Raw genomic sequence first — 25,961 nt, 5'->3', positions numbered from 1 at the left:
ACATGCAAATGAATATTGCTAACAAACTGACAGTAGCAAGAATGTTTTTAATTCCTGTGTTCATCATTTTAATGTATATACCAAATCAATTTGGCAATATTGATGTATTGGGAGCAAATATTCCAGTCTTTCAATTTATCGCTGGTTTAGTATTTACCATTGCCAGTATTACTGATTATTTAGATGGTTACTTAGCTAGAAAACATAATTTAATTACATCATTTGGAGAGTTTTTTGACCCCATGGCGGACAAACTATTAGTTATTGCTGCTTTAATTATGCTGGTTCAAGCAAATACAGTTCCAGGTTGGGTAGTCGTGATTATTGTGAGCCGTGAACTACTTGTTACGGGGCTACGAGTATTACTTGCTACTCAAAGTGGTAAGGTAATGGCTGCCGCATGGCCAGGAAAAATTAAAACTTTTACTCAAATGTTTGCGATAATATTCTACTTATTTGACGATATTGGTTTTGCGTTACTCAATATTCCTATTTCGACCATTTTAATTTACGTTTGTTTAATATTTACGGTATATTCTGGGGCAGAGTATTTTTATAAAGGTCGACATGTCTTTGCTGATACGCAATAAAATTAAAAACTAATTCGTTTTAAATAAACAATAGAATATTATTTTTAGAACAATTTACTTCATGATAATCTTATCTGGGGTAAATTGTTTTATTTTTAAAATAAATTAATGGAATTGACCATTTTTCTTGTATATATATAGGGGGAGTTTTTTTGAAGGCAGAAATTATAGCTGTAGGTACTGAATTATTAATGGGATACATAGTGAATACGAATGCGAGTGATATCGCACAAGAATTACTGGATATTGGAATTGGTACGTATTATCAATCTGTTGTTGGAGATAATAGTGACAGGATAAATGAAGCTTTAGAGATTGCATCATCTAGATCTGATCTGATTTTTCTTTCTGGAGGTTTAGGGCCAACAGAAGACGATATAACAAAGCAAGTTTTAGCTGAATTTTTAGGTGAAGAATTATATCACGACAAGAAACAACTCGAGAGAGTCGAAACTTATTTCAAAAACCAAAATCGAGAGATGACAAAGAATAATTATAGACAGGCTTTAACGATTAATGGCGGAGAAACAATTCTTAACGATGTGGGACTAGCTGCTGGGTTAATCTACACGAAAGAAAAAAATAATAAAACGATATATTATATTGTTTTACCTGGCCCTCCATTTGAGATGAAGCATATGCTGAATGAACATGTCAAACCGTATATTAGAAGTGTGATGGCTAAGCAAGGGGTTATTAGTTCTAAATACATTAATTTATATGGCGTAGGGGAATCTTTCGTTGCAGATAAACTGAGAGATTTAATTGAAACTCAAACAAACCCAACGATAGCTATTTACGCTAAACCAAAACGTGTTTCGATTCGTTTAACATATAATTCTGTAACCTATGAAGAGTCCGAAGATGTTTTAGATGAATTAGCTGAACAAATTCGTCAACGCTTTACGAAGCATTTTATTGGTTATGGGTCTGAGCAACTTTTTGAAAAATTCATTGTCGACGAATTAAGAAAACATAACAAAACATTATCGGCAGCAGAAAGTTTAACGGGTGGTTTAGTCCTAGAAAGGTTAACGAATACACCGGGTGCTGGAGACGTCATTGTTGGTGGATTTGTTACTTATCAAACAGAACAAAAAGTCAAAATGCTTGGGATACCGGAAGAAATTATTAAAGAACATACGGTTGTCAGCGCAGAAGTTGCACAAGAAATGGCTGAGAGAACGTTAAATTTAACTGGTAGTGATTTAGCTATTTCATTAACTGGTGTAGCAGGACCGAAATCTTTAGAAGGTCATCCCCCAGGAAAGGTCTTTGTTGCTCTAGCAGCAAAAAATCATCCAGTCCAAGTAGCAGAATTAAACATCTCAAATAAACCTAGACATGTTGTAAGAGAAGTGGCAGAGTTTGAAGTTTTAAACTTAGTAAAAGAATTTTTAAATAAATAGAACATATGTTCGTTTTTTGCTTGCAAAACGATAAAAGTAAAGTTACAATGTAATAGAAATGAAATGGAGGCACAAGTAATGGTAGATAAAGATAGAAGAAAAGCGCTAGACCTAGCATTAAAGGGAATTGAAAAAAACTTTGGTAAAGGTGCAATTATGCGTCTTGGAGATCGTACGGATACACGTATTTCAACTGTACCAACTGGATCTTTACAATTAGATATTGCCTTAGGTGTCGGTGGATACCCAAGAGGACGTATAATTGAATGTTACGGACCAGAATCATCTGGTAAGACAACAGTTGCACTACATGCTATTGCAGAAGTTCAAAAAAATGGAGGCTTAGCTGCCTTCATTGATGCTGAGCATGCATTAGATCCAGATTACGCAGCAAATTTAGGTGTCGATGTAGAGGAATTATTACTTTCTCAACCAGATACAGGGGAGCAAGCCTTAGAAATTGCGGATGCATTAGTATCATCTGGAGCCATTGATATCGTTGTTATTGACTCTGTTGCAGCATTAGTTCCAAGAGCTGAAATTGAAGGTGAGATGGGTGATACTCATATTGGTCTTCAAGCTCGTTTAATGTCTCAAGCATTGAGAAAATTATCCGGTTCAATTAGTAAAACAAAAACAATTGCCTTTTTCATTAACCAAATTCGTGAAAAAGTGGGTGTTATGTTCGGAAACCCTGAAACAACGCCTGGTGGACGTGCACTTAAATTCTATTCATCAGTTCGTTTAGAAGTCAGACGTGCGGAATCAATTAAAGATAGCGGAAACTTTGTAGGGAATAGAACGCGTATTAAAGTAGTTAAGAATAAAGTAGCCCCTCCATTTAAAGAAGCAATGGTAGATATTATCTATGGTAAAGGGATTTCTAAAATTGGAGAACTCGTTGATATTGCTGCTGATTTAGAAATCATTAAAAAAGCAGGTTCTTGGTATTCTTATGGTGAAGAGCGAATCGGACAAGGACGAGAGAATGCGAAAACATTCTTAGAAGAGAATCCAGATATTCTAGAAGTTGTTGAAGCTCAAGTGCGTGAGCACTACTTCACACCAAAAGAAGTTAAAGAAGAAAAAGCTAACGAAGAAAAAGTAGAAGAAAGCACTGAATTACCTTTAGATAGCGAAGAATAATAATAGATAATTAATTTCAATAATTTAGACCAGTTAGCCTGTTATACTTTATAGCAGGCTGGCTGGTCTTTAATTTAATCATAAGAATAATCCCCTTAGATAGTTCCGAGGAAAAATAATTAAATAATATTTTATAAACTAAAAAATATAGTAAGCGATTTACATCAGGTAGCTTCAAAGTTAAGCATTCATAGACCTGAGCACCTACTCCGAGATTTCTATTAGAAAATAATTTGAAATTATCTATATTTTATAATTGTGATTGATTGACTAATTAACAAAATAGTCATATGATAGTATGTGTGGTTGCACACTATTTATTTTACTTAATTTTAACACTAAAATGAATACTTTAAAATTACATAGATCAGGAGGTGACTCATATGGACTTTATGTCAATCGCCTTCGCGATCGTTGCTTTAATAGTTGGAATTATAATCGGCTTTTTAATCAAAAAAGTGTCAGACAATAAACGTATTGAGGGTGCGAAAGCAAATGCTGAAGTCATTGTTGACGATGCAATTAAACAAGCTCAAAATCTTAAACGAGAAGCGCTATTCGAAGCGAAGGAAGAAAATCTAAAGTACCGTAATGAGATTGAGGCGGAATTAAAAGAGCGTCGCAATGAAGTCAGTAGATCCGAGAATCGTTTAATTCAAAAAGAAGAAAATTTAGATCAAAAAGGTAATAATTTAGACAAAAGAGAATTAAATATTGAATCTAAAGAAGATGATTTGAACAAACGACTACAAAGTGTTACTGATAAAGAAGCAAGAGTGAATGAAATAATTCAACAACAAAAAGATGAATTAGAACGTGTCGCAGCATTGTCTCGAGACGATGCAAGAGAGTTAATTATTGACGAAACAAAAGATGGTTTAGCTCAAGACATAGCAATAATGGTTCGTGATGCAGAGCAACAAGCTAAAGACGAAGCAGACCGTAATGCGAAAAATATTATACTACAAGCAATTCAAAGAACATCCACCGATATTGTCACTGACAATTCAGTGAGTGTTGTTCAATTACCTAACGACGATATGAAAGGTCGTATTATAGGTAGAGAAGGTAGAAATATTCGAACATTCGAAAGCTTAACTGGTATCGATTTAATTATTGATGATACACCAGATACTGTCGTATTAAGTGGATTTGATCCAATTCGACGCCAAATTGCAAAAATTGCTTTAGAAAAATTAATCCAAGATGGACGAATTCATCCTGCTCGAATTGAAGAAATGGTTGAAAGAGCTAGAAAAGAAGTCGATGAAAAAATTCGAGAAGTCGGTGAAGAAGCTACATTTGAATTAGGCATTCATTCACTGCATCCAGACTTGATTAAAATCATTGGTCGATTAGCTTATCGAACTAGTTATGGTCAAAACGTCCTAAAACATTCCATCGAAGTAGCTAAATTAACGAGCTATATGGCGGGTGAGTTAGGTGAAGACGTTGTCGTAGCTAAACGAGCTGGTTTATTACATGATTTAGGTAAAGCATTAGATAATGAAATCGAAGGTACACACGTTGAGATTGGGACAGAGATTGCAAAACGTTATAAAGAATCAGACGTTATTATTAACGCAATTGCTTCCCATCATGGAGATACTCAACCAACTTCAATGATATCAGTGTTAGTTGCTTTAGCAGATGCATTTTCTGCAGCAAGACCTGGTGCTAGAAGTGAATCACTTGAGAATTATATACGTCGACTTGAACAATTGGAAGAAATTTCAACAAGTTTTGATGGAGTCTCTCAAGCTTATGCAATTCAAGCTGGACGAGAAGTCAGAGTAGCAGTTAGACCAGACAAAATCAATGACGCACAAGCGGCTAAAGTGGCTCATGACATTCGAAAACGTGTTGAGTCTGAAATGAATTATCCAGGAAACATTAAAGTAACGGTAATTCGCGAAACAAGATCTGTCGAATATGCCAAATAATTGAGTTAAAACTACGAGCGTTAATGCTCGTGGTTTATTTTTTTGGGTATTAAAGTAATTTTAAAAAGCTAAATAAGATAAATATAATGCAACAATCAGATGAAGTCGGATCATTCTGTCGACTTTATTTTACATGAAAATATTGATATGATACTAGGTAAGATTAACTGGAAAGAGGACTTGCATGAAAATATTATTTATAGGCGACATTGTTGGAGTAAGTGGGCAAGAGGCAATAAAAAAATATTTAACTCAACTGAAACAAGAACACAAACCACAAGTTACGATAGCAAATGGTGAAAACATTGCAGACGGGCATGGAATTACAGAAACACTCTATAAATGGCTAATGTCATCAGGAGTAGATGCGATTACACTAGGAAATCACGCTTTTGATAACCGAAATATTTACGAATTTATTTCAGACGCAAAGTGTTTAGTGCGCCCAGTCAATATGCCAGAAGGAACTCCAGGTAAAGGTGTTCACTATGTTAGAGTGAATGATATGGAATTGGCTATTATTAATGTCATAGGGAATGTATTTATGAAGCCTTCACTTGATGCATTTAATTACTTGAAGCCGTTAATTGAATCGGTTAAGAAAAGAACAAACCATATTTTTATTGATTTTCATGGTGAAACAACGAGTGAAAAACAAGCGATGGGCTTTTTATTTGATGGGCAAATCTCTGCACTTGTAGGAACGCATACACATGTTCAAACAAATGATGGCAGAGTCCTGCCACAGGGAACCGCTTATATATCAGATGTCGGCATGACAGGTGCTTTAAATAGTGTGATTGGTTTCCGTAAAGAGGATTCCATTCGGCGTTTTACAAGCCAATTGCCAACGCGCTTAGAACAAGAAATTTCGAATGAAGCTGTTATTAGTGCAGTTGTCATCGATATCAATTCGTCAACAGGATTAGCAAAATCAATTAAAACAATATATCAGCAAATTAGATAGGAAGATATAAATGGCAAAAAAGACGAAACAAACGCCAATGATGGAACAATATTTAAAGATTAAAGAAAGTTATCCGGATGCGTTTTTATTTTATCGGTTAGGTGATTTTTATGAGTTATTTCATGAGGACGCAATCCAAGCATCGAAAATATTAGAAATCACTTTAACATCCAGAAATAAAAATGCTGATAATCCGATACCTATGTGTGGGGTTCCGTATCATTCTTCAACAGAGTATATAAAACGCTTAATTGAAGCCGGTTATAAAGTTGCGATTTGTGAACAAATGGAAGACCCTAAGCAAGCAAAAGGTATGGTCAAAAGAGAAGTCGTCAGAGTGGTGACACCCGGGACAATTCTTGAAGATGATGCGATACCAACAAAAGAGAACAATTATCTTGCATGTATCCATATCGGTGATAATGGCTATTATTTAAGCTACATTGATATCTCAACGGGGGAATTATATTTGACCAAAACGACTATTTGGAATCAATTAGTCAATGAAGTCAAAGGGATTAATCCTTCAGAGGTGATCATTGATTCCAAGATTGATAGCGAATTATTAGAGAAATTAAAACAACATTTAGGTAGTTTCTTTACTTTATTCGAAAGTAACCATGAAATAACACATTCATGGAAGATAGCTGAACCAACAAAGGATGAATTAATAAACTTAAATATGCTTTATGGCTATTTGGAAAGTATTTATATTACTAATTTAGAACATATAAAGGAAGTTGAACGTTACGAACTCAGTTCTTATATGCAAATGAACTATTATGCGAAGTCACAATTAGAATTGACTCGCTCATTGCGTTCACAAAAGAAAAAAGGTTCCTTACTCGACTTAATTGATAAAACTAAAACAGCCATGGGCGGCCGAAAATTACATCAATGGTTAGACAAACCCTTGCTAGATATGAATGATTTAACTGATCGACATCAAAAGGTTGAAAACTTAATGGGTTTTTATTTTGAGCGTGTAGACTTAATGGACAGTTTGAGCCAAATCTATGATTTAGAACGACTTATAACAAAGATTAGTTTAGGGAATGCAACTGCACGTGATTTAAATCAATTACGTAATTCATTGCAAGGCATTCCTAGAATCAATAAAATATTAGAAGTCATTAACAATCATTTAGCTCATGATGTCAATACTACGCCATTTAAATTATTAGATGAATATAAATCATTATTAGAATACGTCGATTCAGTATTAGTGGATGATCCTCCCATTTCAATCACTGAAGGAAATATTATAAAAGATAAGGTCAATGAACAATTAGATACATATAGAGATGCCTTGGAAAACGGACAAAAATGGCTCTCAGAGCTACAAAAAAGAGAGCGCGAACAGACAGGTCTTAAAACGTTAAAAGTGGGTTACAATAAAGTATTTGGCTATTATATTGAAATTAGCCGACTCCAAGCAGCAAACTTTAATGATGACCGCTATATTCGTAAACAAACGTTGACGAATGCTGAGCGATATATTACTGAAGAATTGAAAGAAATTGAAGCGACTATTCTCGGTGCCCAAGAGAAATCAACGTCTTTAGAGTATGATTTATTTATTGCACTGAGAGAACACGTAGCAAAATATGTGAGCGACTTACAAGAGCTAGCTCATGAAGTAGCTACATTAGACGTACTAGTCAACTTCGCTAATATTAGTGAGTCTGAAGACTATGTTCGTGCGGAATTAACCCATGAAGCTAAAAGAATTGAATTAGAAGATTCACGACACCCAGTTGTCGAAAGTTTAATTGGAAAAGCCAATTTTGTGCCTAATTCTTTATCCGCTGATGATGATCGATCTTTATTTTTACTAACTGGGCCAAACATGTCAGGCAAAAGTACATTTATGCGTCAAATTGCATTTTGTGTTATTTTAAATCAAATCGGCTGTTTTGTTCCGGCTAAACGTGCAAAACTACCAATCGTAGATAAAATCTTTACACGTATTGGAAGTTCAGATGACACGACAAGTGGTCAAAGTACATTCATGGTTGAGATGATGGAGACGAATGTGGCCTTGGAAGAAGCGACAGAGAATAGTTTACTTTTATTTGATGAGATAGGACGAGGAACAGCGACCTTCGATGGGATGGCCTTGGCTGAAGCAATTATTAAATACATTGCTAAAAACGTCAAAGCGTTGACTATCTTCTCAACTCACTATCATGAACTGACTGAATTGGATAAAACCATTGATGAAGTGAAAAATATTCATGTCGGTGCCCAAGAATACGATGGAAACTTGATATTCTTACATAAAGTTCTTGATGGACCGGCAGATAAAAGTTATGGGATTCATGTGGCTAAGTTAGCAGGTTTACCTGAAAGAGTCTTAGAGGAGAGTCAAGAAATTCTATTCGAACTCGAAACCAATGCGAAAAACTTACGTGAATCTGGAGCAGTTCAATTAGATTTATTTGCTGAACGAGAAGCTGAAGTCATTCAAGAAGTGGTACCAGATAATATTCAATCAATTGTGGATGATTTACGTTCACTTAATATTAATCAAATGACTCCCATCGAAGCAATGCAAAAACTTTACGAATGGAATCAAGAACTATAGTATATTGTTGGAGGTGATATAGTGGGAATTATTAAGCAAATGCCTGACTTTTTGGCGAATCAAATTGCTGCAGGGGAAGTCGTTGAACGACCAGCCTCGGTAGTAAAAGAATTAGTGGAGAATGCCATAGATGCTGAAAGTACACAAATTATTGTTGAATTAATCGAAGCAGGTATTCAAAAAATTAAAGTGACCGATAACGGTAAAGGGATTATTGCCGAAGACTTGCCAATGGCGTTTATGGCACATGCAACAAGTAAGATATATGAATCAACAGATTTATTCAATATCAATTCCTTAGGTTTCCGTGGAGAAGCTCTAGCAAGTATTGGTTCTGTAAGTAAGGTTCGTGTCGAGTCAATGACAGAAGATGACGATAGTAGACATTTTATTGAGATAGAAGGGTCTAAAATCATTGAAGAAGGATTGACTCAAGCAAAAATTGGTACAACGGTTGAAGTGAATAGTTTATTCTACAATACACCAGCCCGTCTTAAGCATTTAAAGACAATCAAGACAGAATTAAGTCATTCCTTGAAATTCATACAAAATATTGCTTTAGCCTATCCTGCTATTCGGTTTAAACTGACCCACAATGGTCAAGAGATTTTCGCCAGTCATGGAAACGGTAATCTCCAACAAGTGATTGCGAGTGTGTATCAACCTGCATTTGCAAGAGATTTAATTTCAATCCAAAGCGAATCGGATGATTTTTCAATCAATGGATTTATATCTAAACCGACCTTAACTCGTACGAGCAAACAATATATCCATTGGATTATTAATGGTCGTTCAGTGAAGAGTTATATGTTAGATGAAGTGTTAATTAAAGCGTATGGTAGACAATTGATGATTGGGCGTTATCCCATCGCTATTATTCGAATTCAACTCGACCCAAGACTGGTGGATGTGAATGTGCATCCAACGAAACAAACGTTACGTTTAAGTAAGGAAGATGAATTAAGTGAGTTAATTACACAAGCGGTGCACCAAACGTTAGATGTAGTCAATCCAATTCCTTCTTTAGAAGAAAGTGATTTGCCCAATGTTAATAGAAACAATACAAATTATAATCCAGTTCAGTTTAACTTTTCGCAAAAAGCACCGCCAACAAATATCGAACCGGACTGGGTTCAAAACACAGAATCCGAAGCGAAACCGATGGATTATAAAGAACAATTGCAACATGCGCTCAATAATAATGGCACAAATCGAAGTGGTTCCATTGGAGAACCAACTGATGTAATCTATCAGCGAAGTGAACCAACGAACGAAACAATTCAAACAAATGACTTCGATTCTTCAACAACAAACAAGCAACCTGTAGAAGAAAGCAAACGATATTCCTTAGACTTTTACAGTTTAAGATATGTCGGTCAAATTCATGGGACCTATTTAATCGCAGAAAATGAGACTGGATTTTATTTAATTGACCAACATGCGGCTCAAGAACGCATCCGTTATGAAGACTTAATGAACGAAGAGGTCGATGTTACTATCCAACAACAGCTACTTATGCCAATTATCATCAATTTTACGACAAGTGAAATGGAGATCATTAGCGAATTAGAAAATCAATTCGAGAAATTAGGTCTTTATTTGGAATTGATGGGGCCTACAAGCTATAAGTTGGAAAGTTATCCGGATTGGTTGTATTATGAAGAGGTCGAAGGATTAGTAACGGATTTAGTAGAACTTTTGAATAAGCAACCGAATCTGACAGTTCAAGAATTAAAAGAACGGTCAATTATTATGCAAAGTTGTCGGGGCGCGATTAAAGCGAATCATTATTTAGATGATAAACAAGCAATTGCTTTAATTCATGGACTAGATGGATTAGAAGATCCATACCATTGTCCACATGGCCGTCCTGTATTTGTCGAATTTGATCACAACACATTAGAAAAACTATTCAAACGAATCCAAGATACACACGAGAGAGGGGTATTTAGATGAGTAAAGCAGAAAAATCCAATGAAAATATTAAAAAATTAAATGAATTACAGTATAATGTGACACAAGAAAGTGCGACGGAGCGTCCGTTCACTGGAGAATACGATGATTTCTATGAAAAAGGTATATATGTCGATATTGTCAGTGGAAAACCGTTATTCTCAAGTTCAGATAAGTATGATGCGGGTTGTGGTTGGCCATCATTTTCACAGCCAATTGAAGAATCATTTGTTACTGAACATGATGATTTCAGCTTGAACCGTAAACGTACTGAAATCCGCAGTTCCGATGCCGATTCACACTTAGGTCATGTATTTCCAGATGGGATAGAGGAATTGGGTGGCCTGCGCTATTGCATTAACTCAGCGGCATTAAGATTTATTCCTGAAGAAGAGATGGCAGAAAAAGGATATAGCGAATATCTTAAATATGTAAAATAGGAGTGAGTATAATGGCTAAATTAGATTATCAAGAACAAATTAAAAATTTAAATGAAACTCAATATCAAGTAACACAAAACGAAGGAACAGAAAGACCTTTCACGGGAGAGTATGATGACTTTTATGAAAAAGGCATTTACGTAGATATCGTAAGTGGTGAACCTTTATTCTTAAGTAGTACTAAGTATGATGCGGGTTGCGGATGGCCATCTTTCTCACAACCAATCACGAAGACAAATATTGTCGAAAATACCGATTTAAGTCATGGGATGGTTAGAACTGAAGTGAGAAGTACCGATGCTGATTCACATCTAGGACATGTATTTAACGATGGACCACAAGATCAAGGTGGCTTACGTTATTGTATTAACTCAGCTTCATTAAAATTCATTCCTTTTGAGGAAATGGATGAAGCGGGCTACAGTGAATATAAAAGCCAAGTGGAGTAATTAGACTATGTATGAATTTATAGAAGGAATATTACACTCTGTTACGCCACAATATATTGTTATTAATGTGAATGGGATTGGCTATAAAATTATTACAGCCAATCCTTTTCGTTGGCAAGACTACTTAAGTCAAACCGTTCAATGTCAAGTTGAGTTAGTCACTCGAGAAGATTCGATGACTTTATACGGTTTTTACGATGCCAACGAAAAACAATTATTCCATAAATTAAATAAAGTATCCGGGATTGGACCTAAAAGTGCTTTATCTATCTTAGCTTTAGATGATCATGATGGGTTAATTCAAGCGATTGAATCGGGAGATAGCCAGTATTTAACGAAATTTCCAGGTGTGGGTAAAAAGACTGCCCAACAAATGGTACTAGACCTAAGAGGGCAATTAGACTTTGCCTCTGAAGTAGCTAAGAGTGACACATCACAAAGCACAAGTGCATCAGATGAGATTAATGAGAAAGTCATCGAAGCACTCGAAGGTCTTGGTTACTCGCAACGTGAAATTAAACGTGTTGAGAAAGCAATAAAGGCTGAGCAATTTAACTCAACCCAAGACGGCTTGAGTTATGCCTTCAAATTATTAATTAAAAACTAACAAGGAGGGCAGAGTATGAGTCATGAAGACCGTATTTTACAAAACGAACCGTTAAATGAAGCAGAAGAAATGCAAGAACAATTACTGCTTCGACCTAAATTACTTAAAGATTATATTGGTCAAGACAAATTAAAAAAAGAATTGTCAGTCTATTTACAAGCAGCTAAAATGCGTGAAGAAGCATTAGACCATATTTTAGTTTATGGCCCTCCAGGCTTAGGTAAAACAACATTAGCAATGATTATTGCAAATGAGTTAGAAGTTGGAATACAAACAACGAGTGGTCCAGCCATAGAAAGACCTGGGGATTTATTAGCGATATTGAATGAACTAAATCCAGGCGACGTTCTCTTTATCGACGAGATTCATCGTCTTCCTCGTATAATTGAAGAAGTATTGTATTCTGCGATGGAAGATTATTTTGTTGATATCGTCATTGGGCAAGGATCAGCAAGTCAGCCTATCCACTTTGAATTGCCACCGTTCACACTGATAGGGGCAACAACGAGAGCAGGAATGCTTTCACAACCTTTAAGAGACCGATTTGGGATTGTGTCTCATTTGGAATACTATAATACAGAGGATTTAAAAGCAATTGTTAATCGAACAGCAAATGTTTTCCAAATTGAGATTGATGACCATGGCGCGCAAGAAATTGCTTTAAGGAGCCGAGGAACTCCCCGAATTGCGAATCGATTGCTAAGACGTGTGCGAGATTTTGCACAAGTTAAAAGTAATGGAAGAATAACTCAATCAGTAACAGACGAATCTCTGCAAATTCTTGATATTGATGAGTACGGTTTAGATGGCGTAGACCGAAAATTACTATCAACAATGATTGAATTGTATGATGGTGGTCCGGTTGGGCTAAGTACGATTGCGATAAACATCAGTGAAGATACAGAGACAGTCATTGATATGTATGAGCCTTACTTATTACAGAATGGCTTTATCCAAAGAACACCCAGAGGCCGAGTAGCAACTAAAAAGACATATGAACACTTAGGCTACCCATGGATGGAAACGAAAGAGGAATAAAATGTTAACGACAAAAGATTTTGATTATGAATTACCAGAGCATTTAATCGCTCAAACACCCCTAGAAGACCGAAGCGCTTCGCGTCTCTTAGTTCTTAATAGAGAAGACGATACCTTGGAAGACACAGATTTTAAACATATCATAGATTTTGTAAATCCTGGAGATGCTTTAGTAGTCAATGAAACGCGAGTAATTCCAGCACGCATCTTTGGTGTAAAACCAGATACCGGTGGACATCTAGAAGTATTACTATTAAATAATACTCAAGGTAATGAGTGGGAAGTGTTAGTTAAACACGCGCGTCGAGCCAAAGTAGGAACGGTCATCGAATTTGGTAAAGAAGCTCAACTTCGCGCAGTAGTTAAAGAAGAATTAGAGCATGGTGGGCGAATCATTGAATTTGAATACGAAGGTGTCTTTTTAGAAATATTGGAGACATTAGGTCAAATGCCGCTCCCACCATATATTAAAGAAAGACTCGAAGATCCAGAGCGTTATCAAACGGTTTATGCAAAAGAAAATGGTTCGGCAGCTGCACCAACAGCCGGTTTACATTTTACAAATGAGTTGTTTCAACAAGCAAAAGAAAAAGGAATTGAAATTATTCCACTAACACTGCATGTAGGTTTAGGAACATTTAGACCAGTGTCTGTTGAAAATCTAGAAGAACATGAAATGCATTCTGAGTTTTATAACTTAAGTGCTCAAAGTGCTGAGCGCATTAACAAAATTAAAGATAATGGCGGAAAAATTGTAGCAGTTGGAACAACTTCTGTTAGAACCCTAGAAACAATTGCAAATGATAATAACGGAGAAATTAAAGCAGGTTCAGGTTGGACATCAATCTTTATTACACCTGGTTATGAATTTAAAGCAGTGGATCATTTAATAACGAACTTCCACTTACCTCAATCAACGTTAGTGATGTTAGTTAGTGCATTCTATAACCGAGAAAGAATACTGCAAGCTTATAGACATGCTGTAGACAATGAGTATCGATTCTTTAGTTTTGGAGATGCAATGTTAATTTTGTAAGTAAATTTGAGCGCTTTGTTGGTCAAACCAACAAGGTGTTTTTTTCTCTCTCAAAGTTTGAAGATAGAGGGAATAGAAGCGATATGGTATGATATTAACGAGAATGATTAGGAGGTGATCCGATGTTATTAAATGTTCAAAGTGAGTATTCACTTTTGAGTAGTACGTTAAGAATCAATGATTATATTAAAGAAGCCAAACGATTAGGTTATGATGCGATTGGCTTAGCAGATAATCAAGTGCTTCACGGAGCGTTACAATTTTACACACAAGCGAGAAAGATGGGTTTGAAGCCTTTAATTGGTTTAAACATTACGCTAATTGGTGGAATCAGACAAGATGAGCGTTACCCATTTATGCTGTATACAAAGAGTGAAACAGGTTATCATCATCTAATAAAAATTTCAAGAATGGTCGAAAATAATCACATTGATGATTTAGAAGTTTGGGCTTATTTAGAACAACAAGCAACTGATTTAGTATATATATCATCGGGAAGATTGAGTGAGATGGAACAAGCCATTATTCATGAGGATGGCGAACATGGAAAGAAGATAGTAACTTATCTTAATCAAGTATTCGGAAATAATCATGTATTTATGGGAATGACAATCTATCCCTACAACAAATTCGAAATTGAGATGTTATCACATTTTGCGCAGGAAAATCATATCCAACAAGTGGTAGCTCAATTAGTAAATTCATTAAAAGAAGACGAAGCTTTCAGTTTACAAATCCTCGAATCCATTAAAGACAATGAAACGATTGATCATTCATTACGTTATTCAAAAGGATCAAACTTTTTATTTCCAAAAGAAACACTTCGTTCAATGTATGTTAATAACGGATTAGAAGAAGTTTGGAATAATACAGAAAAACTTGTTGAAAAATTGAATGTGGCCATTGATTCAAGCCAATCCTATTTACCAAAGTATCAAGCGCCTGATGATTTAACGGCCTCAGAATATGTCAAAGAATTGACGTTCAATCAACTAGAGAAAATAGCCAAAAGTCAAGATGAAACATACATCCAGCAATTAAATCATGAATTGCAAGTCATTGATCGAATGGGCTTCAGTGACTACTTCTTAATTGTATGGGATATTATCAAATATTGTCATGAGAAAAATATTCGAATCGGACCGGGTAGGGGTTCGGCAGCGGGTTCACTGGTCAGTTATTTATTACAAATTACATTAGTTGATCCTATCGAATTTGATTTATTATTCGAACGTTTTTTAAACCCAGAACGCTACAATATGCCCGATATTGATATCGATATTCCAGATAATAAAAGAGAAGCAGTATTAAAATACATTCAAAAAAGATACGGACATGAACAAGTCGCTCAAATTGTAACTATGGGAACCTTTGGTGCGAAAGCTTCAATTCGAGATACTTTGCGTGTCGTTGGTGCGGAAAGTGATCAACTAAAACGTTGGTCGCAAGCAATACCATCTGATCAAAACCAATTAATGACTTTAGAGAGAGCAGTCAAACAATCCAAATTATTACAAGCAATTGTGTCAGAGAGCGAATTTAATCGAGATATTTTTAATGCGGCACAAACTATAGAAGGATTACCTCGTCATAATTCGACCCATGCGGCAGCAGTAGTAATTAATGATTTTCCGCTTGATTCGATTATTCCCGTCAAAGATCGTGAGAATGATTTGTTAATCACACAGTTTACAATGAACGATGTCGAACAAATGGGCTTATTAAAGATGGATTTTTTAGGATTAAGAAACTTAACAATTCTTGATAATATTATCCGAAATATTAAAGTAAATAAAAATATCGATCTCTTAGCACAAGATATACCAATGGATGATTATGAAACGATTAAACTGTTTCAGGAAGCCGATACAAATGGGGTATTTCAATTTGAATCAGACGGAATTAAAGATGTACTAAAACGATTGAAGCCAGAAAACTTTGAAGATATAGTCGCCGTTAATGCACTGTATCGACCAGGACCAATGAAAGAAATTGATTCCTTTATTCGAAGAAAGCACGGCAAGGAAAAAATCGAGTACGTCAACGAAGTCTTAGAACCAATATTGAATACGACTTATGGAATTATTGTTTATCAAGAGCAGGTCATGCGAATTGTCGTTGATATGGCTGGATTTTCTCTGGGTGAAGCGGATATTTTACGGCGTGCGATGGGGAAAAAACAAGTAGACGTCATGGAAAAGGAAAGAGAGCATTTTGTGAATGGAGCCATCAATAAAGGTCATACAGAACAGGCTGCTAAAGTTGTCTACAATTATATATATGAATTTAGTAATTATGGGTTTAATCGAGCTCATGCCGTTGTTTATTCAACCCTGGCCTATCAATTAGCTTATTTGAAAGCTAATTATACAGAAGAATTTTATCAAGCGATATTAAACAATGGGCGCTCGCAATCGACTTCTTTTAATCATTATATCCAAGAGGCTAAACATAGATTACAGAAATTATTACCGTTGGATATTAATAAAAGTGGGGCAGGATTTAATGTTGATGAAGGTTTGCGCATTGGTTTCAACTCAGTCAATGGTGTTAGGGGAGAACTTATTGACCATATCCTGGAAGACCGGAGTCAAATGGGAGCATATAAAAATCTATTGAACTTTCTTCAGCGATTACCACTCAAGTTATTAAAAGTAAATATGATATCGCCATTAATTTATGCTGGCGCTTTTGATGGATTTGGTGCAAATCGGGCAACATTGGTACATAATTTACCTGCTATGATCCAATCCGTTGAATTCAGTGGCCAAAATATTAATTTATTTCAAGAAATGGAACCTAAAATTGAATGGAAAGAAGATTTTTCACTGATCGAACGGTTGAATCATGAGAAAGAAGCACTCGGATTTACAATTTCAGGGCATCCGCTAGATGCGTATAAAGATATTATTAATAATGATCCTGATTTTATTAATATTTCTGATGCTGTAAACGCTCCATTAAAGAAAAAAGTAAAACTAATCGCACTGGTTCAGACTGTAAAAGTAATCCGAACAAAGAAAAATGAATTAATGGCTTTCTCAACAGTTGGAGATGAATTTTACGCCATCGACCTTGTTGTTTTTCCAATGATTTATCAAAAAAGTATGCAATTACTGAGAGAGGATAATATATTAATTATCGAAGGTACGGTAGGTGTTGACCGGCGCGACAACTTACAAATCGTCGTTGACGGATTAAAACCCGTCAGTAAATATAAAAATAATCAAAAAATGCCACCACCAACAAATACCATTCGTCGTTGTTTTATACAAATAGAAGATTTCACCCAAGCTCATGCAAAAATTGAGAATGTGAAGCAATTGGCCTTGGACAACTTTGGACCAGCTGATATCATTTTAGTCGACCGAAATCGACAAACAATTCAATTGGATTCGCCTTATACAATTAGTTATAGTTATCGAGTTCAACAACAACTTAAAGAAATCTTTGGTCAGGATCGAGTAGTTTTTAAATAAATCATTTAATTACCTATATTAAAGCAAGAAAATGAAAATGAAAACGTTCCTTTCATAAAAAAGAATTGAAATTATATGACTTTATATATGAATAATGATAAAATAACGGCAGTGGTAAAAATCTTACCAATCTGTATTATTGAATTAGAGGTGGAAAATGGAAATCAAACGTATTGCCGTTTTAACTAGTGGTGGTGATGCTCCTGGTATGAACGCAGCTATTCGTGCAGTCGTTGAGCAGGGGATTCATCATGGTTTAGAAGTTTATGGAGTATACTATGGTTATCGTGGTTTAGTAGAAGGAGATTTCCGACTACTAACACTCTCAGATGTGCATCATAACATTCGACGTGGTGGAACAATGTTATATTCAGCACGTTATCCTGAATTTAAACACAAAGAGTATCAAGAAAAAGCAATTAGCCAATTAGAAAAATTTGGTATTGATGCTTTAGTGGTTATTGGTGGTGACGGATCATTTGCAGGAGCTTTATGTTTATCTAAATTAGGTTTCCCAGCCGTAGGAATACCTGGAACAATTGATAATGATATCCCTGGAACAGAATACACTATTGGATTTGATTCAGCTGTCAGTGTCGCCTTAGACGCGATTGATAAAATTTCAGATACTGCTGCATCACATAATCGGACATTTGTTGTAGAAGTGATGGGAAGACACGCTGGAGATATCGCAATTTGGGCAGGGGTAGCTGCGGGTGCAGATGCAATTATTATCCCTGAAGAAGAATTTTTAATTGAAGATGTTGTTCGCCGTACAGAAGCAGGACGCTCAGCAGGTAAAGATTATTCTCTAGTTGTTCTAGCTGAAGGGGCGATGGATGTTGATAATTTCGTTGAACAATTCCAAGTATTAGCACCGGATCAAAGTGTTCGCGGTGTTACGTTATCACATATTCAACGTGGTGGAACACCTACTGCACGTGACCGTGTCTTTGCAACTTTAATGGGAGCTCGATCTGTTGACTTAATAATTGAAGGACAAAAAGCTATCTACTTAGGTGTTCGTGAAGAGCAATTAACTGTATTTGATATTGTAGAAACTTTAGAAAAAACTGAACACCATGTTAGACAAGATCTATTCCAATTAAATCAAGAATTAACTGATCGTGGAAATTAAATCTAATTAAAAGGAGAATATTATCAATGAATATTAAAAAAACTAAAATTGTTTGTACTTTAGGACCAGCAAGTGACGCTCAAGAAACAATGGAGCAATTAATTGAATCTGGAATGAACGTTGCTCGTTTTAACTTCTCACATGGTGATCATGAAGAGCAATTAGTTCGTTTCAACACTTTAAAAGCTGCTCGTGAAGCAACTAAACAAAACGTAGGTATCTTATTAGATACTAAAGGACCAGAAATCAGAACTCATTTAATGGCAACAGATATTGTTAAATTAGATAAAGGTAAAACTGTTCGAATTTCTATGGAAGAAGTTGCTGGTACCGAAGAAAGATTCTCTGTTACTTACGATCAATTAATTAACGACGTTAAAGTCGGCGGGCACATCTTATTAGATGATGGTTTAGTTGATTTATTAGTCACTGAAATCGATCACGAAAATGGTGATATCGTAACAGAAATCCAAAACAACGGTATTCTTAAATCTCGTAAAGGTGTGAACGTACCAAACGTATCACTTAATCTACCAGGTATCACTGAAAAAGATGAAAATGATATTCGTTTCGGAGTACGTGAAGGAGCTGACTTTATTGCAGCAAGTTTTGTACGTCGTGCATCAGACGTTATGGAAATTCGTCAAGTACTTGAAGAAGAAGGACGTCCTAATGTTAAAATTATTTCTAAGATTGAAAACCAAGAAGGTGTAGATAACTTAGATGAAATTTTAGAAATTTCTGATGGTATCATGGTTGCCCGTGGTGACTTAGGGGTGGAAATCCCAACGCCAGAAGTTCCAATTGTGCAAAAACACATTATCAAAAAATGTAATGAAGCTGGTAAAGTTGTAATTACTGCAACTCAAATGTTGGATTCAATGCAAAGTAATCCTCGTCCAACACGCGCCGAAGCCGGTGACGTTGCGAACGCAATCTTTGATGGTACAGACGCAGTTATGTTATCAGGTGAAACTGCCGCAGGTGATTACCCAGTTGAAGCTGTTAAAACAATGTCAAGTATTGCATTACGTACGGAAGAAGCATTAGTTGGTCAAGATGCGGTTACTCTTAAAGAATATGACAAACGTGACTTAACTGAAGCGATTGGTCAAGCTGTAGGACATACTGCTAGAAACTTAGCTATTAATACAATTGTAGCAGCGACAAGTTCTGGACATACTGCTCAAATGATTTCTAAATACCGTCCTCAAGCTAATATTATTGCAGCGACATTTGATAACGAAATTAGTCGTTCATTAACATTATCATGGGGAGTACAAGCTTTCGAAATCGAAGCACCAGGATCAACAGATGAGATGTTAGACTCAGCAACTCAATTGGTTCAAGAAACAGGTTTTGCAAGTGAAGGTGACTTAATTATCATCACTGCAGGTGTCCCAGTAACTGAATCTGGTACAACTAACTTAATGAAGATCCAATTAATCGGAACATTGTTAGCGCAAGGTGAAGGTGTTGGTAGCGGAAACTACATCGGTAAAGCTGTTATTGCAAACTCTGCTGAAGAAGCAAATATTAAAACAGTTGTTGGTTCAGTATTAGTTGCTAAAAACACAGATGCTGATTATTCTGAAGCAATTAATAAAGCTGGAGCACTTATTGTTGAAGAAGGTGGAATTACTTCTCATGCTGCAGTTGTTGGACTTGAACGTGGAATTCCAGTTATTGTTGCAGTTGAAGGAGCATTATCTTCAATTAAAGCTGACGAATTAGTTACAGTAGATGCTCGTCGTGGACGCATTTACCGTGGGGCAACAGTAAGTATCTAATCTTATATTTTAATTAAGAGCACCATCAAATCTACGTATTCTAACTTCGATTTGATGGCGCTCATTTTTTTATGAATTTTCGTATAAAATACAGGTAACAATGATTATACAAGGTTTATAATGGATGTTTATGAAGAAATCCATGTCGACTTTATGTTAAAATAGAAATTAAAGAGCAGTAAAAATTATAAGAAGGAGGGCTTAAATGGTTCAATTTGGAGACATAATTGAAGCAAAAATTATAGATGAAAATGATCTAAGCTATTTTGCCCAAAAAGACGGTATTACATTTAATATTCCAAAGGATTCTACTGATGAAACTTATAAAAATGGTGAAATAGTAGAGGGATTAATCTATCAAGATAAAGACGAGACGAACATCTTACAAGTAGAATTACCAAATATACGCCCTGGTTATTATGGTTGGGGAAGAGTTATTCAATCAATATATAGTCTTGGAATTTTCGTTGATGTTGGTTTAATTAATAAAGACATCGTAGTATCTCTGGATGATTTACCAGAAGATAATAAAAAATGGCCTCGTCACGGAGATAAGTTATACTTAACATATCAAGTTGATAATAAAGACCGTTTTTGGGGTGTTCTAGCACAAGAAGAGGATTTTAATAAATTAAAACGCAAAGCACCAGCCCGTATGATGAATCAGGAAGTTAGTGCAACAGTAATAAGCAATAAAGGTGTGGGTGTTCAAGCGATATCTGTCGAAGGTTTCGAGATATTTGTTCATGAAAGTGAAATGGAACACCGACTTCGTGTAGGTGAGTCAGTACAATTAAGAATTATTCATGTTCATAAAGATGGTACTTTAAATGGATCTGCGAAACCACGTGCTTTTGAAGCATTAGATGATGATTCAGAAATGATTTATGCGGTCTTAAGTAAGACACCTGATAAATTCTTACCTCTACACGATAAATCAGATCCTGAAGAAATCAAAAATTATTTAGGGTTGAGTAAATCACAATTCAAACGTGCCGTTGGAAGATTGATGAAGAACGGCCGTGTTACACAAGAGAAGGAAAAAGGAATTTTTCTGAAGGATTAGTATAGGAGTGATTGAATGGATGAATTAATAGATGATTACGAACGTTATTTATTGATTGACCAAGGAAAATCACAAAACACCATCCAAAGTTACATGAGAGATTTGAAGAAGTTTGTTACATTTATTAACAAACTGGAACTTGACGAAATTAACAATATTAATAAAGACACAATACAATTGTATATTATAAGCCTAAACAAAGCGGGATTTGCAGCGAGTACAACGAATCGAATGATTTCGACCTTAAAAAACTTTTTCCACTATTTAATTAGAGAACAAAAGATGGATCACAACCCAATGGATTTAATCCAAGGGGCAAAGAATCGCAAACATTTACCAAAAACATTGAGTTCAAAAGAAATTAATCATTTACTTGAAGCACCGGATACGGAAACTAATAATGGTATCCGTGACCGAGCGATATTAGAAGTGATGTATGCGACGGGGTTACGGGTCAGCGAGTTAACTCAATTAAAGATGAATGAACTTCATCTCGAATTAGGCTTTATACAAACAGTCGGTAAAGGAGATAAAGAACGAATTATCCCCATCGGTGAAGAAGCTCTTTTTTGGATTAAAAAGTATCTTGAAGAAGTTTATCCAATTTACGCTAAAAAATCGACCGATTCTACCATTCTATTCTTAACCCAACGTGGTAAACACTTTACCCGGCAAGGAATTTGGAAAAATTTAAAAAAATATGTTAACTTGGCTGGGATTGATCACGAAGTGTCACCTCATATTCTGCGACATTCCTTTGCGACACATTTGTTAGAGAATGGGGCTGATTTAAGAATGGTACAAGAATTACTTGGGCATTCAGACATTTCCACCACACAAATTTATACTCATGTATCCAAACAGCGACTACAAGAAATATATCGTAACTCATTTCCAAGAGCGATAGATTAAAGGAGTAAAAATATGACATTTGATAGAATACATTTACTAGTTATGGACTCAGTAGGTATTGGAGAAGCAGCAGACGCTAAAAAATTTGGCGATGTTGGATCAAATACTTTAGGTAATATTGCAAACACGGTTGGTTTAAAATTACCAAACTTAACAAAGATGGGTTTAGCTAATATAGCGCCAATTAAAGGCATCGAACCAGTTGAAAATGCTACTGCATATTTTACTAAATTAGAAGAAGTATCTGCAGGAAAAGATACAATGACTGGACATTGGGAAATCATGGGTCTACGTATTGACCAACCATTCCGAGTTTTCCCAGAAGGCTTCCCAAATGAATTAATTGAAAAAATTGAAACATTTTCTGGTCGCAAAATTATAGGGAATAAACCAGCTTCAGGAACTGAAATTTTAGATGAATTAGGCCAACACCAAATTGAAACAGGTGATTTAATTGTCTACACATCAGCGGACTCTGTTCTTCAAATTGCAGCTCATGAAAAAGTAATACCATTAGAAGAATTATATAAAATTTGTGAGTATGCAAGAGAAATAACTTTAGAAGATCCTTATATGATTGGTCGAATTATTGCTCGGCCTTATCTAGGTGAAGAAGGTAATTTTGAAAGAACAAGTAATAGACATGATTACGCATTAAGTCCTTTTGGAAAAACAACTTTAGATTACTTGAAAGACGAATCATTTGATGTTATTTCTATTGGTAAAATCGAAGATATCTTTAACGGTCAAGGAATTACCGAAGGCTACCGAACTGAAAGTAATATGGATGGTGTCGATAAATTAATCAAAGTGATGGATAGAGACTTTAAAGGCATAAGCTTTACAAACCTAGTTGATTTTGATGCTAAATTCGGTCACCGTCGTAACACACAAGGATATGCAGATGCATTAGAAGAATTTGATGCCCGTATTCCAGAAATGATAGACCACTTAGCTGATAATGACTTATTAATTATTACGGCTGATCACGGGAATGATCCAACTTTCACTGGAACTGATCATACACGTGAATATGTGCCAGTATTAGTTTATAGCAAAGCAATCAACGAACCAAAAGAATTAGATGCAACTTACTTCAGTGATATTGCTGCGACAATCTCTGATAACTTCTCAGTGAAACAAACTAAAGAAGGGCAATCTTTCCTAGACCAAATAAAATAAAAGGGGTATAAACTATGTTTACAGAAGCTATTGATTATATTAAAAGTAAAGGAATCACAGAACCAAAAGTAGGATTGATTTTAGGATCTGGTTTAGGTGATTTAGCTGACGAAATTCAAGAGTCTATTCAACTTGATTATTCTGATATTCCTAGTTTCCCAGTGTCGACAGTTGAAGGTCATGACGGAAAATTAGTATATGGAACACTTGCTGGGAAAAAAGTTATCGCTTTAAAAGGACGTTTTCATTATTATGAAGGCTATGACTTAGACAAAGTAACCTTCCCTGTGCGTATATTTAATGAATTAGGTGTTGAATCAGTTGTTATTACAAATGCTGCAGGTGGCGTAAATGAATCGTTTAATCCTGGTGACTTAATGATTATCACTGACCACTTGAACTTTACGGGTTCCAACCCACTCATTGGTCAAAATATTAGCGAACATGGACCACGTTTCGTAGACATGACTGAAACATATAGTTTACGCGGTCAACAATTATTAAAAGATATTGCTAAAGATAATGACTTCCCAATTAAAGAAGGTGTTTATACTTGGTTTACAGGACCAACTTATGAAACACCTGCTGAAATTAGAGCGACACGTGTGATGGGCGGAGATGCAGTTGGAATGTCAACTGTACCAGAAGCCATTGTTGCAAAACATTGTGGTTTAGAAGTATTTGGTATTTCTTGTATTACTAATCTAGCTGCAGGTATGCAAGCTGAATTGAATCATGAAGAGGTTGTTGAAGTTTCTACTAAAGTAAAACCAAGATTTAAATTACTTATTACAGAATTAATTAATCAAATTTAGCCAATGCATTTGGAAAAAGACAGGATAAGTTTATAATGATAAATTGTGTTTTCTTAGTAGTCGATTATATTTCTTTGTCTACTAAAAAACAGTTTGAATTATAAAGAAGTATCATGTCTTTTTTCAATGTGTTTGTTTATATATAGAATCAACTTAATGTACAATTTCTTGAAATAATTATCATAACATGGTAATATCACTCAAGTGATTAAGGGACGAGGAGGTTTCCATGTTAATTAGTTCAAAAAACAAAAACGAAAAAATTATATTAGGGTTACTTTCTTACACTTATGACGATGAGAAAGCGAATTTGAGTGAAATGAGCAGTCTATTAGAGTCATACCGAGAAGATCCTAATTTTGATATTTTGTTATATAAAAATGATGAAAGTGAAAATTTTATTGGATTAATATGTATTGAAAAAAATACGTTAGAGTCTCAAAATGAAGATACACCCTCATCGACAACAATTATCGTACATCGAATTGCGGTTGTGCCTTCTTTTAGAGATGAAGGTATCGGGTATAAAATGTATGAACTACTGCGTAAGCAACACCCTAATGCCACTGTTATCGGTGCGATGAATACGGTAGATATCTTAGCAAAATGGAGCACAAAATATAATCAATCTTTATAGAATTTTCGAATGTAATGGGGAGATTATTTGCAAAACACAGAATTAAGAATTGAATTAGAATCATTTCAAGGTCCATTTGATTTGCTTCTTCATTTGATCAAACAGATGGAAGTTGATATCAATGATATTCCCATGACTGAGATTACTAATCAATATATTAAATATATTGAGGCAATGAATAAGCTAGAATTAGATATTATTGGAGAATATTTAGTTATGGCTGCAACGTTATTAGAGATTAAAAGTAATATCTTACTACCAATTGAACCAAGTCCAGATTATGAAGAAGATTACGATGAGGGTGATCCGCGTGATATTCTTGTTCAACAATTGCTTTTATACCAGCAATTCCAAACCGTTGCGACTCAATTACAAATCAAACAAGATGAGAGGGCGCGACTATTCTCACGTCAGATGGCTGATTTAAGTTCGTATCAAGAATTTGTACCTTTAGATGAAGATGCACTTTCACTGACTGATTTAGCTGAGGCGATGGCCAGTGTTGTTGAAAAAGCAGCGAGTCGAGAACCACTTGAAAGACAAATTCAACATGAATCATTAACGGTTTCAGATCAGATGGATAAGATTATGGCTGCATTTCAGTTTGATACAGATAATGATTCAGTGACTCTTGATCAATTTTTCCAATACGGAACACGTAATGAAATTATAACGACTTTTTTAGCGATGTTGGAATTAGTAAGAAAGCAACATCTAATCTTTCTTCAAAAAAGTAAAGATGATCCAATTCAAATGAAGAAATTAGAGGAGTAAGAT

The 25,961-nt window shown here is 35.3% G+C and carries 21 protein-coding genes; all 21 read left to right on the top strand.

The genetic code is table 11. The annotated features are described in order from the left end of the window. The first annotated feature begins 2 nt into the window (after positions 1–2). The 21 genes from pgsA to ACEN33_RS01570 all read left to right on the top strand — a co-directional run bounded on the left by pgsA (position 3) and on the right by ACEN33_RS01570 (position 25,958). Positions 3–590: a CDP-diacylglycerol--glycerol-3-phosphate 3-phosphatidyltransferase gene (pgsA, locus tag ACEN33_RS01670; RefSeq protein ID WP_407090646.1), complete on the top strand. Its 588-nt coding sequence runs from the start codon at positions 3–5 to the stop codon at positions 588–590. Between the two features lie 152 nt (positions 591–742). Further along, on the top strand, positions 743–1,999 hold the full coding sequence (locus ACEN33_RS01665) for a competence/damage-inducible protein A (protein ID WP_407090645.1): 1,257 nt from the start codon (positions 743–745) through the stop codon (positions 1,997–1,999). Positions 2,000–2,077: 78 nt separating this feature from the next. Then, positions 2,078–3,145, top strand: coding sequence for a recombinase RecA (recA, locus tag ACEN33_RS01660; RefSeq protein ID WP_138403694.1), 1,068 nt, complete (start codon positions 2,078–2,080; stop codon positions 3,143–3,145). A gap of 383 nt (positions 3,146–3,528) precedes the next feature. Further along, entirely contained in the window at positions 3,529–5,088 is a 1,560-nt protein-coding gene (rny, locus tag ACEN33_RS01655; protein ID WP_407090095.1) for a ribonuclease Y, read from the top strand. Positions 5,089–5,272: 184 nt separating this feature from the next. Next, on the top strand, positions 5,273–6,055 hold the full coding sequence (locus ACEN33_RS01650; protein ID WP_407090096.1) for a TIGR00282 family metallophosphoesterase: 783 nt from the start codon (positions 5,273–5,275) through the stop codon (positions 6,053–6,055). Between the two features lie 10 nt (positions 6,056–6,065). Next, positions 6,066–8,642 carry a DNA mismatch repair protein MutS gene (gene mutS / locus ACEN33_RS01645; protein WP_407090097.1) on the top strand — a complete coding sequence of 859 codons (2,577 nt, stop codon included), beginning with the start codon at positions 6,066–6,068 and terminating at the stop codon, positions 8,640–8,642. Positions 8,643–8,663: 21 nt separating this feature from the next. Further along, on the top strand, positions 8,664–10,598 hold the full coding sequence (gene mutL, locus ACEN33_RS01640; RefSeq protein ID WP_407090098.1) for a DNA mismatch repair endonuclease MutL: 1,935 nt from the start codon (positions 8,664–8,666) through the stop codon (positions 10,596–10,598). Beyond that, the gene (gene msrB / locus ACEN33_RS01635) at positions 10,595–11,035 is read left to right on the top strand and encodes a peptide-methionine (R)-S-oxide reductase MsrB (protein WP_407090099.1); all 441 of its coding nucleotides are present in this window, start codon (positions 10,595–10,597) and stop codon (positions 11,033–11,035) included. Before mutL ends, msrB (ACEN33_RS01635) begins: the two co-directional genes overlap by 4 nt. Positions 11,036–11,046: 11 nt before the next feature. Further along, positions 11,047–11,484: a peptide-methionine (R)-S-oxide reductase MsrB gene (gene msrB, locus ACEN33_RS01630; protein WP_407090100.1), complete on the top strand. Its 438-nt coding sequence runs from the start codon at positions 11,047–11,049 to the stop codon at positions 11,482–11,484. Positions 11,485–11,491: 7 nt separating this feature from the next. Continuing rightward, positions 11,492–12,091, top strand: coding sequence for a Holliday junction branch migration protein RuvA (gene ruvA, locus ACEN33_RS01625; protein WP_407090101.1), 600 nt, complete (start codon positions 11,492–11,494; stop codon positions 12,089–12,091). Positions 12,092–12,106: 15 nt separating this feature from the next. After that, the gene (gene ruvB / locus ACEN33_RS01620) at positions 12,107–13,129 is read left to right on the top strand and encodes a Holliday junction branch migration DNA helicase RuvB (RefSeq protein WP_407090102.1); all 1,023 of its coding nucleotides are present in this window, start codon (positions 12,107–12,109) and stop codon (positions 13,127–13,129) included. 1 nt (position 13,130) lies between these two features. Then, positions 13,131–14,165: a tRNA preQ1(34) S-adenosylmethionine ribosyltransferase-isomerase QueA gene (gene queA, locus ACEN33_RS01615; RefSeq protein ID WP_407094432.1), complete on the top strand. Its 1,035-nt coding sequence runs from the start codon at positions 13,131–13,133 to the stop codon at positions 14,163–14,165. Positions 14,166–14,287: 122 nt separating this feature from the next. Then, positions 14,288–17,644 carry a DNA polymerase III subunit alpha gene (locus ACEN33_RS01610; RefSeq protein WP_407094431.1) on the top strand — a complete coding sequence of 1,119 codons (3,357 nt, stop codon included), beginning with the start codon at positions 14,288–14,290 and terminating at the stop codon, positions 17,642–17,644. 163 nt (positions 17,645–17,807) lie between these two features. Further along, the gene (gene pfkA / locus ACEN33_RS01605; protein ID WP_407094440.1) at positions 17,808–18,782 is read left to right on the top strand and encodes a 6-phosphofructokinase; all 975 of its coding nucleotides are present in this window, start codon (positions 17,808–17,810) and stop codon (positions 18,780–18,782) included. 32 nt (positions 18,783–18,814) lie between these two features. After that, positions 18,815–20,572: a pyruvate kinase gene (gene pyk, locus ACEN33_RS01600; RefSeq protein ID WP_407090145.1), complete on the top strand. Its 1,758-nt coding sequence runs from the start codon at positions 18,815–18,817 to the stop codon at positions 20,570–20,572. A 205-nt stretch (positions 20,573–20,777) separates the two neighbouring features. Next, positions 20,778–21,638, top strand: a complete 861-nt coding sequence (locus ACEN33_RS01595; protein ID WP_407090108.1) for a S1 RNA-binding domain-containing protein — start codon at positions 20,778–20,780, stop codon at positions 21,636–21,638. A 15-nt stretch (positions 21,639–21,653) separates the two neighbouring features. Next, a complete protein-coding gene (gene xerD, locus ACEN33_RS01590; protein WP_407090109.1) occupies positions 21,654–22,550 on the top strand; it encodes a site-specific tyrosine recombinase XerD in 897 nt (298 codons plus the stop codon). A gap of 12 nt (positions 22,551–22,562) precedes the next feature. Beyond that, complete coding sequence (gene deoB / locus ACEN33_RS01585; protein ID WP_407090111.1) at positions 22,563–23,732, top strand: phosphopentomutase; 1,170 nt, start codon at positions 22,563–22,565, stop codon at positions 23,730–23,732. Positions 23,733–23,746: 14 nt separating this feature from the next. Continuing rightward, positions 23,747–24,547: a purine-nucleoside phosphorylase gene (locus ACEN33_RS01580; RefSeq protein ID WP_407090112.1), complete on the top strand. Its 801-nt coding sequence runs from the start codon at positions 23,747–23,749 to the stop codon at positions 24,545–24,547. A gap of 229 nt (positions 24,548–24,776) precedes the next feature. Beyond that, a complete protein-coding gene (locus tag ACEN33_RS01575; protein ID WP_407090113.1) occupies positions 24,777–25,184 on the top strand; it encodes a GNAT family N-acetyltransferase in 408 nt (135 codons plus the stop codon). A gap of 27 nt (positions 25,185–25,211) precedes the next feature. Further along, positions 25,212–25,958: a segregation and condensation protein A gene (locus ACEN33_RS01570; protein WP_407090114.1), complete on the top strand. Its 747-nt coding sequence runs from the start codon at positions 25,212–25,214 to the stop codon at positions 25,956–25,958. The last annotated feature ends 3 nt before the right edge of the window (positions 25,959–25,961 follow it).

It is taken from the genome of Ruoffia sp. FAM 24228 (genome assembly GCF_045528575.1).
GTDB lineage: Bacteria > Bacillota > Bacilli > Lactobacillales > Aerococcaceae > Ruoffia > Ruoffia halotolerans.
This window is presented reverse-complemented; position numbering and strand designations above follow the sequence as displayed.

What these genes read in the sequence shown, in the direction of transcription:
- pgsA (WP_407090646.1), top strand. Translation starts at nt 3, where the DNA reads ATGCAAATGAATATTGCTAACAAACTGACAGTAGCAAGAATGTTTTTA.
- recA (WP_138403694.1), top strand. Translation starts at nt 2,078, where the DNA reads ATGGTAGATAAAGATAGAAGAAAAGCGCTAGACCTAGCATTAAAGGGA.
- rny (WP_407090095.1), top strand. Translation starts at nt 3,529, where the DNA reads ATGGACTTTATGTCAATCGCCTTCGCGATCGTTGCTTTAATAGTTGGA.
- ACEN33_RS01650 (WP_407090096.1), top strand. Translation starts at nt 5,273, where the DNA reads ATGAAAATATTATTTATAGGCGACATTGTTGGAGTAAGTGGGCAAGAG.
- mutS (WP_407090097.1), top strand. Translation starts at nt 6,066, where the DNA reads ATGGCAAAAAAGACGAAACAAACGCCAATGATGGAACAATATTTAAAG.
- msrB (WP_407090099.1), top strand. Translation starts at nt 10,595, where the DNA reads ATGAGTAAAGCAGAAAAATCCAATGAAAATATTAAAAAATTAAATGAA.
- msrB (WP_407090100.1), top strand. Translation starts at nt 11,047, where the DNA reads ATGGCTAAATTAGATTATCAAGAACAAATTAAAAATTTAAATGAAACT.
- ruvA (WP_407090101.1), top strand. Translation starts at nt 11,492, where the DNA reads ATGTATGAATTTATAGAAGGAATATTACACTCTGTTACGCCACAATAT.
- ruvB (WP_407090102.1), top strand. Translation starts at nt 12,107, where the DNA reads ATGAGTCATGAAGACCGTATTTTACAAAACGAACCGTTAAATGAAGCA.
- queA (WP_407094432.1), top strand. Translation starts at nt 13,131, where the DNA reads ATGTTAACGACAAAAGATTTTGATTATGAATTACCAGAGCATTTAATC.
- ACEN33_RS01610 (WP_407094431.1), top strand. Translation starts at nt 14,288, where the DNA reads ATGTTATTAAATGTTCAAAGTGAGTATTCACTTTTGAGTAGTACGTTA.
- ACEN33_RS01595 (WP_407090108.1), top strand. Translation starts at nt 20,778, where the DNA reads ATGGTTCAATTTGGAGACATAATTGAAGCAAAAATTATAGATGAAAAT.
- xerD (WP_407090109.1), top strand. Translation starts at nt 21,654, where the DNA reads ATGGATGAATTAATAGATGATTACGAACGTTATTTATTGATTGACCAA.
- deoB (WP_407090111.1), top strand. Translation starts at nt 22,563, where the DNA reads ATGACATTTGATAGAATACATTTACTAGTTATGGACTCAGTAGGTATT.
- ACEN33_RS01580 (WP_407090112.1), top strand. Translation starts at nt 23,747, where the DNA reads ATGTTTACAGAAGCTATTGATTATATTAAAAGTAAAGGAATCACAGAA.
- ACEN33_RS01575 (WP_407090113.1), top strand. Translation starts at nt 24,777, where the DNA reads ATGTTAATTAGTTCAAAAAACAAAAACGAAAAAATTATATTAGGGTTA.